This window comes from Bradyrhizobium glycinis (assembly GCF_016031655.1).
Lineage (GTDB): Bacteria > Pseudomonadota > Alphaproteobacteria > Rhizobiales > Xanthobacteraceae > Bradyrhizobium > Bradyrhizobium glycinis.
In genome coordinates this window covers 86,438-99,204 of sequence record NZ_JACCHQ010000008.1, presented here as the reverse complement: position 1 = coordinate 99,204, position 12,767 = coordinate 86,438, and the positions used below count along the sequence as shown (strand labels likewise).

Here is a 12,767-nt window from a genome sequence, read left to right as displayed (position 1 = left end):
TCCTCTCTTCACAGGGAAAGGCTATCGTCCTCGACCTTTCAGCAAGGTAAAGCGCTGAATAATCTCAGCTCGCGGTTACGGAGCAATGAAGGAGCCGGTCCGGATTCGGCGCGCGATCCGACCGGCAGCGGCGCGAAGTGCACGTTAGCGTGAATAGGCGATGCCGGCAGATGCCGGCCCGGCACTATCCCTTGCTCACATCCCCCGCCTCGGCCTCGCTTCTCTCCAGCGAGACCGGCGCGAGATGATAGCGCTTGGTCAGCGGCATCTGGGCGATGGCGAAGATCATCGTGATCGGGGTGACGCCGAACACCTTGAAGTTCACCCAGAAATCCGTGCTCTGGGTGCGCCAGACGATCTCGTTCAGCACCGCCATGCCGGCGAAGAACAGCGCCCAGCGCAAGGTGAGGATGCGCCAGCCCTGCGGCGTCAGGTTGAACACCTGGTCGAACATCACGGCGATGAAGGAGCGGCCGAACAACAGGCCGCCACCGAGGATCGCGGCGAACAGGCCGTAGATGATGGTCGGCTTGACCTTGATGAAGGTCTCGTCGTGCAGCACCAGGGTCAGCGTGCCGAACACCAGCACGATCACGCCCGTGACGATCGCCATGATCGGGATGTGGCGCGTCACGATGTAAGAGGCGGCCATCGCGACCGCGATCGCGACCATGAAGGCGCCGGTCGCGGCGAACAGATTGAACTTCGCGTTGACGAAGAAGAACACGAGCAGCGGACCGAGCTCGGTCGCAAGCTTGAACAGCGGATGCGGCTGGGTCTTGTCCATTCTCTCTTCCGTCTCTCCCATCCTTCGAGACGACCGCTTCGCGGTCTCCTCAGGATGAGGACCTCATGTGTGGCACGACCTCATCCTGAGGAGCCGCGCAAGCGGCGTCTCGAAGGATGACGCTATTCGATTCCGGCGATGGCGCGGGCGAAGTCGCGCGCGGTGAAGGGCGCGAGATCGTCGACGCCTTCGCCGACGCCGATGAAGTGCACCGGCAGCTTGAATTTCTCCGCGAGCGCCACCAGGATGCCGCCGCGCGCGGTGCCATCGAGCTTGGTCATCACGAGGCCGGTGACCCCGGCGGTGCGATGGAAGGCCTCGACCTGCGACAGCGCATTCTGGCCAACGGTCGCATCCAACACCAGCAGCACGGCATGCGGCGCGGTGTCATCGACCTTGCGAATCACGCGCACGACCTTCTCGAGCTCGTTCATCAGCTCGGCCTTGTTCTGCAAGCGGCCGGCGGTGTCGATCAGCAGCACGTCGACATTCTGCTCCTTCGCCGCGGTGAGCGCGTTGAAGGCGAGGCTTGCGGAATCCGAGCCCTGCGCGCCTGCGATGACGGGCGTCTTCGTCCGCTCGCCCCAGACCTTGAGCTGCTCGATGGCGGCGGCGCGAAACGTGTCGCCGGCGGCCAGCATCACCTTGCGGCCTTCCGAGGCGAATTTCTGCGACAGCTTGCCGATCGTCGTGGTCTTGCCGGAGCCGTTGACGCCGACGACGAGAATGACGAACGGCTTCTTGGCCGCATCGATCACGAGCGGTTTTGCCACCGGCGACAGCACCTTCTCGACCTCGGTCGCGACGACGTCCTTGACCTCGTCCGCCGAGATCGCCTTGTCGTAACGTCCCGCGCCGACGGCATCGGCAATGCGCACCGCGACGGATGTGCCGAGGTCGGCGCGCAGCAGCACGTCCTCGATGTCGTCGAGCATGGCGCGGTCGAGCTTGCGCTTGGTGACGAGGTCGGCGACCGCGGTCCCAAGCGACGACGAGGTGCGCTTCAACCCGTTGGACAGGCGGCGCCACCAGCTCAGCTTCGGGGGATCTGACGTGGTATCGTTCATGGTGGCGTGTTAGCCGTTCCGGCCCGTAAACGAAAGCCTTGACCGAAAGTCCTGCAATTGCTCGATGTTCCCCAATTGACCGCCGATGAGATCCTGGCCCGCGTGCTCCATCGCGACGGCCTGATGCTGGTCATCGACAAGCCCGCCGGCCTGCCGGTGCATCGCGGCCCCAAGGGCGGCCCCAACCTGGAGGATTCCTTCGACGCGCTGCGTTTCGGCCTGCCGCGCCCGCCGGTGCTGGCCCACCGGCTGGACAAGGACACCTCGGGGTGCCTCGTGCTCGGCCGCCACCGCAAGGCGACGGCATCGCTGGGCCTCCTGTTCAAGCACGGCAAGATCGGCAAGATCTACTGGACCGTGGTCGAAGGCGGCCCTGCCGAAGATGAAGGCACCATCGACATGCCGCTCGGCCGGCTCAATGCCGAGCGCGGCTGGTGGCAGAAGCCCGATCCGGAAGGGCAGAAGGCGATCACGAACTGGAAAGTGTTGGGCCGGGGCGACGGTTTCGCCTGGCTTGCCATGGAACCGGTGACGGGGCGGACCCATCAATTGCGGGTGCACGCGGCCGCGAGCGGCTGGCCGATCTTCGGCGATAACATTTACGGCAACGGCCCGCGCTTTGGCGAGCCGCGCCTGCACCTGCATTCGCGCGAGATCGTGGTGCCGATCTCCCGGAACAAGGAGCCCGTCCGCGTGGTGGCGCCGGCCCCGCCGCATATGCATGAGAAGCTCCGGGCCTGCGGGTGGAATGGGGAGTAGGTGCCGCTGTTGTTCACCTCTCCCGCTTGCGGGAGAGGTCGGATCGCGAAGCGATCCGGGTGAGGGCTCTATCCTCTCGGGGGTCCTCGCTTGCGGAGACAACCCTCTCCCCACCCCTCCCCCGCGAGCGGGGGAGGGAGCACACCGACGCCGCGGCTGCATCTTGCGCAAGCCAGCCGCTCTCAAGCCCCATGGTTTACGAAACCTTCAGCGCTCGCCTCTAATGATATCGGTTGCTTAGAACAAGCTTCCGTAACCGCTCAGGACGAGCCGCGCGTGATGACCAAGGCCGGGCTATCGATCATCGACGAGGTTGAATCCGCACTTCGGATCGGCTCGCCGGAAAAGGGTGTGGCGACGGCCCGGCGCGTCACCGAGCTGTTCCTCTCCTCCGCCGGCAATTTCGACGACGAGCAGATCGCGCTGTTCGACGACGTGCTCGAGCGCCTGATCGGCACCATCGAGCTGCGCGCCATCGCCGATGTGGCAGCGCGCGTGGCGCTGGCCGAGATCAGCGCGCAACTGGCGCCGATCGCGCAGGCGCCGCCGTCGGTGATCCGCCGCCTCGCCAACAATGACGAGATCCGCATCGCCGGTCCCGTGCTGCAGGAATCCGCGCGCCTCGACGACGGCGAACTGGTGAAAATCGCATCGAGCAAGGGCGAGCCGCATCTGCTCGCCGTCGCCGGCCGCTGGTGGCTAAAGGAGATCGTCACGGACGCGCTGCTGGCGCGCCGCTATCCCAGCGTCAGCCGGCGGCTCGCCGCCAATCCGGGCGCGCGCGTCTCCGGTAAGGGATTTGCCATCATCGTCGGCCAGGCCGAAAGCGATCCGGAGCTCGCGGTCAGCGTCGGCGTCCGCGTTGATTTGCCCTCGGAGCTGCGCCGCCAATTGCTGCGCTCGGCGACCGATGCCGTGCGCACCCGCCTGTTGTCGCGCGCCCCGCCGCATCTGTTCGAGGAGATCCAGAGCGCGATCGCCGCCGTCGCCATCGGCGCCGAGCGCGAAATGTCCGGCGTCCGCGATTTCGAAGGTGCCAAGCGCGCCATTGCCGGCCTCAAAGCCACCGGCCAGCTCAACGAGGCGACGTTGCTCGGCTTCGCCAGACAGCGGCGCTATGAGGAGACCGTGGCCGCGCTGGCGGCGTTATCGGGGTCGACGATCGAGGTGATTCGTCCGCTGATGCAGAGCCTTCGCGAGGACGGCCTGCTGGTGCCCTGCAAGGCCGCGCAGCTCAGCTGGGAAACGACCATGGCCGTGCTCGAATGCCGTTTCGCGACAGGCGCGATGAAGCCGGCGGACATCGCGAGGGCACAGGGGCATTTTGCGAGAATGACGGCGGAGAACGCCAAGCGGACGCTGCGGTTCTGGCAGGTAAGGGCGCTGTAGGGCGCTTGCTGCTCATTACACATTCCGCTGTCATTGCCCGCGAAAGCGGGCAATCCAGTATTCCAGAGACGACGGAGATTGAACCGAGAAGCCGCGGCGTACTGGGTCGCCCGGTCGAGCCGGGCGACGACACCAATTATGTGGTCAGACGCTCGCCATCGCTGCCGGCTATCCTCAGCGACACCACGCTCCCGACCCGCTCGCCCGCAATCGCCACCGCCAGATAATGCTCCGTGCGGCCCTGCCCCTCGCTCTCGATCAGCACCTCGCGCGTTGCGCCGGTCTCGGCTTGCAGGCGCTGCCGCAAGGCCGCCTCCCCCGCAGCCCGCAGCCGCTTCGCACGCGCCTTGATCTCAGGCCCCGCCACCTGCGGCATCCGCGCAGCCGGCGTGCCGGGCCGCGGGGAATAGGGGAAGACGTGCAGGAAGGTCAGGCCGCATTGCTCGACGAGGTCGAGCGAGCGCGAGAACATCTCCTCGGTCTCGGTCGGGAAGCCCGCGATGATATCGGCGCCGAAGACGACATCAGGGCGCAGGCGGCGCACCTGCTCGCAGAACGCGATGGCGTCATTTCGCGAATGCCGCCGCTTCATGCGCTTCAGGATCATGTCGTCGCCTGACTGCAGCGACAAATGCAGATGCGGCATCAGCCGCGCATCCTCAGCGATGGCGTCGAGCAGGTCGTCATCCGCCTCGATCGAATCGATCGAGGAGATGCGCAGGCGCCTCAGGTCCGGCACATGCCGCAGGATCTGCTTGGTCAGCATGCCTAGCTTCGGCGCGCCGGGCAGGTCCGCACCATAGCTGGTGAGGTCGACGCCCGTCAGCACGACCTCGGCATGGCCGCGTTCGACCAGGGTGCGCACCTGATCGACCACCGCGCCCATCGGCACCGAGCGCGAATTGCCGCGGCCGAACGGGATGATGCAGAAGGTGCAGCGATGGTCACAGCCGTTCTGCACCTGCACGAACACACGCGGCAGGCCGCTCGCATAGCCATCGACGAGATGCGGCGCCATCTCCTTCACCGCCATGATGTCGCTGACGGCGATCTTCTCGCTGGCGCCGAGATCGAAAGCGTCGCGCGTGTCCCGCCATGCTTCGCCGCGCATCTTGTCGTCATTGCCGACGACGCGATCGACCTCGGCCATGTCGGCGAACATCGCAGCCTGCGTCTGCGCCGCGCAGCCGGTGACGACGATGCGCGCCTCGGGGCGCTCGCGCTTCAGCTTGCGGATCGACTGGCGCGCCTGAGCCACCGCCTCGTTCGTGACGGCGCAGCTGTTGATGACGATTGTGTCGTAAAGCCCCGCGGCTTCCGCCTTGCTGCGAATCACCTCGGCCTCGAAGGCGTTGAGGCGGCAGCCGAAGGTGACGATGTCGACGGCCATCAGGCGACCGGCGCGAACAGCGCCGGATCGAAGGTGCCCTCATATTCGAAGGTCGCCGTGCCCGTCATCAGCACGTGGTCATCGCGCTCGCGCCATTCGATGCCGAGCTTGCCGCCCGGCAACGTGATCTCGACCTTGCGCTCGGCGCGCTTCAGCCGCGCGGCGGCGACGGCCGTGGCGCAGGCCGCCGATCCGCACGCCTTGGTCAGGCCGGCACCGCGCTCCCAGGTGCGGATCGTGATGTGCTCGCGATCGACGATATGGGCCAGCGTGATATTGGCGCGCTCGGGGAAGATCGGATGGTTTTCCAGGAGCGGCCCGAAGCGGCCGAGATCGTAGGCCTCGACGTCCTCGACCCAGAACACCGCGTGCGGATTGCCCATGCTCACCACTGAGGGCGAATGCAGAATGGGATTGTCGATCGGCCCGATCTGCAATTCGATGTAGCGGGTATCGCGAAACTCTTCCGCCAGCGGAATGTCCTGCCAGCCGAATTTTGGCGCGCCCATATCCACTGTGTAGAGGTCGGGCGCTGGCCCCTGCCAGGCATTGAGCAGGCCGGCGGCCGTCTCGAAGGTCGCGGTGGTCTGCCCGGTCTTCTCGAAGATGCGGCGCACGACGCAGCGCATGCCGTTGCCGCAGGCGCCGGCCTCCGAGCCGTCATTATTGTAGATGCTGATGAAGGCTTCGGTGCCGTCGAGCCGCGGCCTCGAGAGCACCATGAGCTGGTCGTAAGCCACGCCGCCGTTCGCGGAGGCCACGGCGCGGGCGTCGTCCGGCGTGACCTTGGCCGTCGAATCGCGCAAGTCGACAACGACGATCTCGTTGCCGATGCCGTTCATCTTGGCAAATGCGTGGTTGGCCAGCGCGCTCATGAAAATTCCCGAATTTCGCCTGCCTTATATGGCGATCCTTGCCGGCTTGGCCAGTGATTTGCCGCCGCGGACCGGGACATGGGCCAAGGTGCCTGCCATGACGCATCTGTCATGGGACGAATTCGGCGCTCGCGTGTTAGAACGGCGCGGGACGCGCGGCCGGGTTAAGGCCTTGGTGGGTAAGGCCTTGATGAATTGAGGCCCTGACGAAGCGGGGGCCTCGGGGAGAATAAAATGAACACTTTTCGTCGTGTTGTGCTGGCCGCGCTGATCCCGGCTGCGGCCTTGTCGCATGGGCTGTCCAGCGCGCTGGCGCAGACGCCGAGCCCGGCGCCGGCGGCCTCCGCGAGCCCTTCGCCCGCGCCATCGACAGCACCCGCCCCGGCCGCAAGCGCCTCGCCGGCCCCCGCGGCGACGCCTTCACCCGCGGCCAGCGCTTCACCATCTCCCGCCCCGCCGGCCCCGCCCCCGGCGGCCGCCGCGACGCCGGCCCCGGTTCAGACCGCCGATCCCTTCGGCCTCGAGACCATTCTCGAGCCGAAGAAGGTCGTGATGGTCAAGGGCACTGCCAATTGGGACGCCGCCTTCGACACGCTGATCGACGCCTTCAAGGCGTTGAACACGTTCTTGGACAAGCAGGGCATCAAGCCGTCGGGCAATTCGATGATCGTCTACACCTCGACCGACGATACCGGCTTCACGTTCCTTGCCGAGATCCCGGTCGATCAGGACCCGAAGAACTTGTCCAAGGACATGAGCATCGGCAAGTCGCCTGAAGGCAAGGCGCTGAAATTCGTCCATCGCGGCTCCTACGACAACATGGACAACACCTATGAGGCGATCACCAACCACCTTGATGACAAGAGGCTGGAAGCCAAGGACACCTTTATCGAGGAGTACCTCACCGATCCCCTGAAGACGGCCGAGGACAAGCTTGTGATCAATGTTTTCGTGCCGCTGAAGTGAGACTGATGAAAAAGCCTGCCCTACTTGCCGCCGTCCTCGCCGCCACGCTGCTCACCGCGCCCGCGCGTGCCGAGGACTTTCCCTCCGCGATCTCGGTGAGCGGCGAAGCCTCGGTCTCCGCGGCGCCCGATCTCGCGCAAATCGATGCCGGCGTCGCCAGCGACGCCAAGACCGCGAAGGAAGCGTCCGATGCCAACAACGCCGCGATGGGCAAGGTGCTGCTGGCGCTGAAGGGCGCAGGGATCGCCGAGAAGGATTACCAGACCTCGCGGCTGTCGCTGCAGCCGCAATACAGCCAGAACAAATCCACCGGCGCCTCGCCCGTAACAGGCTTCCGCGCGAGCAACCGCGTCACCGTGAAGATCCGCGACGTGACCAAGGTGGCCAGCATCATCGACACGCTGGTCAGCGCCGGCGCCAACGACATCGGCAACATCTCGTTCGAGGTGACGCAGGCCTCGAAGCTGCTGGATGATGCGCGCGAGCAGGCCGTTGCCGATGCGCGCCGCAAGGCGGAGATTTATGCGAAGGCCGCCGGCGTGACACTGGGCGCGCCGCTCAGCGTCACCGAGGGCGGCGGCCCGGTGCCGCTGTTCAAGGGCCGCATGGCAGCGCCAATGGCCGCAGCCCCGCAGGCCGCGGTCGCCCCGGGCGAGGAGACGCTGACGGTGACGGTGAATGTGAGCTGGGCGATCAAGCAGGGGCAGTAGCCTCGTTCGTAGGAGGCCCATCGCCTAGGTTGCTGCATCCAATACGTCGCTAAGCGAGGCGACCGATCATGCGTTCGGCGGCAGTGGATCGCATTGTTGCCTGATCAGTCATTCACGCTGATATCTGTAAAAAGGAACCCCGCCGGCGTCTTGGTAAAGACGAAGATGAGCTCGCCACAGAAGATGAAGTAACTGTCGTTCTTATAATCATCGCGATCGTAGACGGCCTTGCCGCGCTGAATACATGCGCGATTTTTTGGCGTGAACGAGGTCCGATAGGTCTTGGCACCAAATTGCGCGGCGTCGCGAATTGCGTTGTCATTCATGAACGGCAATCTTGTCATAGCGGCGACGGCGGCGGAATCGTTTGCCTTCAGCGCCGCGCGAAACTTCTCGATGAAGCCATCGAATTCCTTCTGCAAGGCAGGAGAAGCGACGGCATTCTTCGCCTGGGCGACGGCTGGAGCAAGGTTCACGAGAGCGGTTGCAAGCACAATTCTCAGCAAAAATCGCACAGGTCGGCTCCATCCATCGATCAATCAAGGTCTTCCGACCGAAAGAAATCCATGGTGTTTTGTTGCGTCATGGGCTTTCTGGTTCAACGGCGCAGAGCCGCACGAACTTGTCACTATGGGAGCAAAGCGGACATTGCTTTCGTCGCATCACGCCGCCGGGTTTATGGGCACACGACCTAGATCTCCACCACCTGCCCCGGCATCATCGCCACGAACCGCTCATGCGGTATCTTCGCTGCGTCGAGCGCTTCGACCAGCGCTTTCGCCGGCGCGTCGATCGCTTCGTCCGTCAACTGGAACGTGAAGTGATGATGTCCGAGCGCTTGCTCGGCGCCGCAATCGGCCAGCGCCTTCACTGCGTCTTCCGGATTCATGTGCTGGTCGCGCATGAACCAGCGCGGCTCGTAGGCGCCGATGGGGAGGATGGCGAGGCGCAGCTTGCCGTGCTTCTCGGCGACGCGGCGGAAATGGCGGCCATCGCCGTAGCCGGAATCGCAGACCACGTAGATCTTCCCCGCCGGCGTCTCCAGGACAAAGCTCGCCCACAGCGCCTTGTTGCGGTCGAACAGGCCGCGCGCGGTCCAGTGCCTTGTCGGCACCAGATGCACGGCAACGCCTTCGCCGAGCTCGACGCGGTCGTGCCAGTCGAACGCTTCCACGTTGATCGTGGGATCCCAGCTGCGCATGGTGACGTCGTTGCCGAGCGGAGTGACGACGCGCGGGGCGAAATTCTTGGTGAGCCGCGACAGCGTCGCGATGTCGAGATGGTCGTAGTGGCCGTGCGAGACCAGCACGACATCGATCTTCGGCAGCTTCTCGAAGGCGATGCCTGGGTCGTTGTGCCGCTTCGGCCCGGCCCAGGCGACCGGCGAGACCCGCTCCGACCAGACCGGATCGACCAGGATGTTGAGGCCGCCGGCCTGGATCAGCCAGCTGGCGTGGCCGACGAAGGAGAGCCGCACCTTGTCGCCATCGACACGCGCCGGCGGGGTGTCGGCGTGCGGGCTGGGCGCCCAATCCGGCCAGGTCGCCCGCCGCCGCTTGCCGCTGAACTGCCAGCGCAGCACCTCGCGCAACGATTTCGGCGGCGACCCGTCCGGATCGAAGAAGGTCAGGCCGTCGAAATGGTCGGAGGCGGGACCGTCATAGGTTTTCATGCTGGACATCCAGACGGAGGGAACGCCGACCAGCGTCCCTGCTCCGGCGAAAAGTCCGAAAAGGCGGCGGCGGGTGATCGGCACGGCGGGCTTCTAGGGATGGTCGGAAGGGTAAGACATCACCGCCTATATGGGCGGGGGCTGGCGGAAAAGGAACCCGCGACTAAAAGGATCACCTTTTCAGAACCTTGCCTTACAGAGGGCGGGCCGACACCCTAACTTTCCTTGACTTTTGAGCGGGAGCGGCGTTTAACCCCGCCACTTTCTCGGAAAGGCTTTCTTTTCGACCCGCCGACCGGCCTCGAGGCCGGAGGTCAACGCCCGACAGCGCTGTGCGCCCTCGGGCGCAAAGGTGTTTGGACTTACTTCTCCCTCGCCCCGCTCTTGCGGGGAGAGGGTCGGGGTGAGGGGCTCTCTCCGCGCACGGTGCGCGTAGACGGTTCCGTACCCCCTCACCCGCCGCCCAAGAGGGCGGCGACCTCTCCCCGCAGGCGGGGAGAGGTAAACGAGGACAACGGCATTGTTCGACAATCTGTCGGAACGGCTTGGTGGCATTCTCGATCGTCTGACGGGGCGCGGCGCGCTGACCGAAAAGGACGTCGACGCCGCGATGCGCGAGGTGCGCCGCGCGCTGCTGGAGGCCGACGTCGCGCTCGAAGTGGTCCGCAGCTTCACCGAGCGCGTGCGCGAGCAGGCGATCGGGGCCACCGTCGTCAAGTCGGTCACCCCCGGCCAGATGGTGGTCAAGATCGTCCACGACGAGCTGGTCAACACGCTCGGCAGCGAAGGCCAGACCATCGACGTCAATGCCGTGCCGCCGGTGCCGATCATGATGGTCGGTCTGCAGGGCTCCGGTAAGACCACCACCACCGCCAAGCTCGCCCGCCGCCTGGTCCAGCGCGACAAGCGCAAGGTCTTGATGGCCTCGCTCGACGTTTATCGTCCGGCGGCGATGGAGCAGCTGGCCGTGCTCGGCCGCGACCTCGACATTCCGACGCTGCCGATCGTGGCGGGCCAGCAGCCGCCGCAGATCGCCAAGCGCGCGCTGGAAGCCGGCAAGCTCGGCGGCTACGACATCGTGCTGCTCGATACCGCCGGCCGCACCACGCTCGACGAAGAGATGATGGCGGAGGCGGCTGCGATCAAAGCCGCGGCCAATCCGCATGAAGTGCTGCTGGTTGCGGACTCGCTCACCGGCCAGGACGCGGTGAATCTGGCGCGCTCGTTCGATCAGCGCGTCGGCCTCACCGGCATCGTGCTCACACGCGTTGACGGCGACGGCCGCGGTGGCGCCGCGCTGTCGATGCGCGCCGTCACCGGCAAGCCGATCAAGCTGATCGGCACCGGCGAAAAGACCGATGCGCTGGAGGATTTCCACCCCGACCGTATCGCCGGCCGCATCCTCGGCATGGGCGACGTGGTTTCGCTGGTCGAGCGCGCCGCCGCCAATATCGATGCGGAGAAGGCCGCGCGCACCGCCGAGCGCATGCGCAAGGGTCAATTCGACCTCAACGACATGCGCGAGCAGTTGCTGCAGATGGCCAATATGGGCGGCATCAGCGGGCTGATGGGCATGATGCCCGGCATCTCCAAGATGAAGAACCAGATCGCCGCGGCCGGCATCGACGACAAGATCCTGAAGCGTCAGGTCGCGATCATCGATTCCATGACGCGCGAGGAGCGCCGTCATCCGGACCTCTTGAAAGCCAGCCGCAAGAAGCGCATCGCGGCCGGCAGCGGCCAGAGCGTCGAGCACGTCAACAAGCTCTTGAAGATGCACCGGAACATGGCCGACATGATGAAGGCCATGGGCTCGGGCAAGCGCGGCCCGTTCGCCGGCATCGCGCAGGCGATGGGCTTCGGTGGCGGCATGAAGATGCCCTCGCCGGAAGAGATGAAGGCGCTGCAGGAGAAGATGCAGAGCGGCGGCGGCCAAGGCCTGCCGAATCTGCCCAAGGATCTGCCGCCCGGTCTCCGCCAGGGCCTGCCGAACCTTCCGGGGCTCACCGGCCTCAGTGGAAAGCCGAACCTCCCAGGGCTCGGCGGCTTCCCCGGACTGGGGAAGAAAAAGTGAGTTCACTCGTCATTGCGAGCGAAGCGAAGCAATCCAGAGATGCTTCCGCAGAAGCAGTCTGGATTGCTTCGTCGCTTCGCTCCTCGCAATGACGAAAACAAATCAACCTTTGAATTAACAACTACTCAGGAGACCAACATGTCCGTCGTTATCCGCCTCGCCCGTGCAGGCACCAAGAAGCGTCCCGTCTATCACGTCGTCGTCGCCGACTCGCGCTTTCCGCGCGACGGCCGCTTCATCGAGCGTCTCGGCCATTTCAATCCGCTGCTGCCGAAGGACAACGAGACCCGTCTCAAGCTCGACATGGACAAGGTGAAGGCCTGGCTCGCCAAGGGCGCGCAGCCGTCCGACCGCGTCGCGCGTTTCCTCGATGCTGCCGGCGTCAAGAAGCGCGAAGCCCGCAACAATCCGCAGAAGGCCGTGCCGCGCAAGGAGCGCAAGGCGCAGGCCGAAGCCGCCGCCAAGGCGTAAGGCTGGATCATGTCGGCGCTGGTCTGCGTCGCGCGGATCGGCGCCGCGCATGGTGTGCGCGGTGCGGTCAAGCTGTGGACCTTCACCGAGGACCCCTTCGCCGTCCGCCGCTACGGGCCGCTGTCGACCAAGGACGGCAGGCGCCAGTTCGAGATCGCGCAAGTGCGCGAGGCTAGGGATCATCTGGTCGCGACATTCAAGGGTGTTGCGACCCGTGATGAGGCCGAGCGCCTCAACGGCATCGAGCTCTACGTCCCGCGCGACAAACTGCCCGCGACGGACGAGGACGAATATTACCACACCGATCTGATCGGGCTCGCCGCCGTCACAACGGACGGCGCTGCGCTCGGCCGCGTCGTCGCGATCCATAATTTCGGCGCCGGTGACATCATCGAGATCGCACCGCCCAAGGGTCCGACCATGCTGCTGCCGTTCTCCAACGCGGTGGTGCCGGAGGTCGATCTCAAAGGCGGCCGCGTCGTGATCGCGCCGCCGCAGGAGATCGAGGGCGAGGACGAGGCGTCATCGTGACGGCACGATAACAGCTCGCCAACCATCTCTGACCAGGGGGCTTGCGTTTGGCATCCGGCTGGTTCACGCTCCGGTT

The 12,767-nt window shown here is 65.4% G+C and carries 14 protein-coding genes; 8 read left to right on the top strand and 6 right to left on the bottom strand.

Going from position 1 to position 12,767, the window contains the following annotated elements; genetic code table 11:
- Positions 1 to 184 precede the first annotated feature (184 nt).
- Together HZZ16_RS14145 and ftsY are read right to left on the bottom strand one after the other, a co-directional pair.
- Positions 185 to 787, bottom strand: a complete 603-nt coding sequence (locus tag HZZ16_RS14145; RefSeq protein ID WP_036008846.1) for a septation protein A — start codon at positions 785 to 787, stop codon at positions 185 to 187.
- Positions 788 to 909: 122 nt separating this feature from the next.
- Positions 910 to 1,854 (bottom strand): signal recognition particle-docking protein FtsY, encoded by a 945-nt coding sequence (ftsY, locus tag HZZ16_RS14140; RefSeq protein WP_197949056.1) that lies wholly within the window; start codon positions 1,852 to 1,854, stop codon positions 910 to 912.
- A 57-nt stretch (positions 1,855 to 1,911) separates the two neighbouring features.
- On the opposite strand from ftsY, the gene HZZ16_RS14135 reads away from it, so the two are divergent.
- On the top strand, positions 1,912 to 2,613 hold the full coding sequence (locus tag HZZ16_RS14135; RefSeq protein ID WP_197949055.1) for an RluA family pseudouridine synthase: 702 nt from the start codon (positions 1,912 to 1,914) through the stop codon (positions 2,611 to 2,613).
- A gap of 279 nt (positions 2,614 to 2,892) precedes the next feature.
- A complete protein-coding gene (locus HZZ16_RS14130; RefSeq protein ID WP_197949273.1) occupies positions 2,893 to 4,002 on the top strand; it encodes a DUF2336 domain-containing protein in 1,110 nt (369 codons plus the stop codon).
- 136 nt (positions 4,003 to 4,138) lie between these two features.
- Here HZZ16_RS14130 and mtaB read toward each other — a convergent pair whose 3' ends face one another.
- Positions 4,139 to 5,392: a tRNA (N(6)-L-threonylcarbamoyladenosine(37)-C(2))-methylthiotransferase MtaB gene (mtaB, locus tag HZZ16_RS14125; RefSeq protein WP_197949054.1), complete on the bottom strand. Its 1,254-nt coding sequence runs from the start codon at positions 5,390 to 5,392 to the stop codon at positions 4,139 to 4,141.
- A complete protein-coding gene (dapF, locus tag HZZ16_RS14120) occupies positions 5,392 to 6,267 on the bottom strand; it encodes a diaminopimelate epimerase (RefSeq protein ID WP_197949053.1) in 876 nt (291 codons plus the stop codon). The genes mtaB and dapF overlap by 1 nt, the downstream gene beginning before the upstream one ends.
- Here dapF and HZZ16_RS14115 point away from each other — a divergent pair.
- The 3 genes from HZZ16_RS14115 to HZZ16_RS14105 are packed head-to-tail and all read left to right on the top strand — an operon-like array spanning position 6,266 to position 7,943.
- Complete coding sequence (locus tag HZZ16_RS14115; RefSeq protein ID WP_197949052.1) at positions 6,266 to 6,466, top strand: hypothetical protein; 201 nt, start codon at positions 6,266 to 6,268, stop codon at positions 6,464 to 6,466. The genes dapF and HZZ16_RS14115 overlap by 2 nt on opposite strands.
- 35 nt (positions 6,467 to 6,501) lie before the next feature.
- A complete protein-coding gene (locus HZZ16_RS14110) occupies positions 6,502 to 7,233 on the top strand; it encodes a GyrI-like domain-containing protein (RefSeq protein ID WP_197949051.1) in 732 nt (243 codons plus the stop codon).
- Positions 7,234 to 7,238: 5 nt separating this feature from the next.
- A complete protein-coding gene (locus tag HZZ16_RS14105) occupies positions 7,239 to 7,943 on the top strand; it encodes an SIMPL domain-containing protein (protein WP_197949050.1) in 705 nt (234 codons plus the stop codon).
- 104 nt (positions 7,944 to 8,047) lie between these two features.
- On the opposite strand, the gene HZZ16_RS14100 is transcribed toward HZZ16_RS14105, so the two are convergent.
- Both HZZ16_RS14100 and HZZ16_RS14095 read right to left on the bottom strand, forming a co-directional pair.
- Positions 8,048 to 8,458 carry a hypothetical protein gene (locus tag HZZ16_RS14100; RefSeq protein ID WP_311974136.1) on the bottom strand — a complete coding sequence of 137 codons (411 nt, stop codon included), beginning with the start codon at positions 8,456 to 8,458 and terminating at the stop codon, positions 8,048 to 8,050.
- A gap of 176 nt (positions 8,459 to 8,634) precedes the next feature.
- A complete protein-coding gene (locus HZZ16_RS14095; RefSeq protein ID WP_197949049.1) occupies positions 8,635 to 9,699 on the bottom strand; it encodes an MBL fold metallo-hydrolase in 1,065 nt (354 codons plus the stop codon).
- Between the two features lie 436 nt (positions 9,700 to 10,135).
- Between HZZ16_RS14095 and ffh the strand changes: the two genes are divergently transcribed.
- The 3 genes from ffh (at position 10,136) to rimM (ending at position 12,691) form a co-directional block, all read left to right on the top strand.
- Positions 10,136 to 11,689, top strand: coding sequence for a signal recognition particle protein (ffh, locus tag HZZ16_RS14090; RefSeq protein WP_197949048.1), 1,554 nt, complete (start codon positions 10,136 to 10,138; stop codon positions 11,687 to 11,689).
- Between the two features lie 138 nt (positions 11,690 to 11,827).
- Positions 11,828 to 12,160 carry a 30S ribosomal protein S16 gene (gene rpsP / locus HZZ16_RS14085; RefSeq protein WP_197949047.1) on the top strand — a complete coding sequence of 111 codons (333 nt, stop codon included), beginning with the start codon at positions 11,828 to 11,830 and terminating at the stop codon, positions 12,158 to 12,160.
- Positions 12,161 to 12,169: 9 nt separating this feature from the next.
- Positions 12,170 to 12,691 (top strand): ribosome maturation factor RimM, encoded by a 522-nt coding sequence (gene rimM / locus HZZ16_RS14080; RefSeq protein WP_197949046.1) that lies wholly within the window; start codon positions 12,170 to 12,172, stop codon positions 12,689 to 12,691.
- Positions 12,692 to 12,767: the final 76 nt, after the last annotated feature.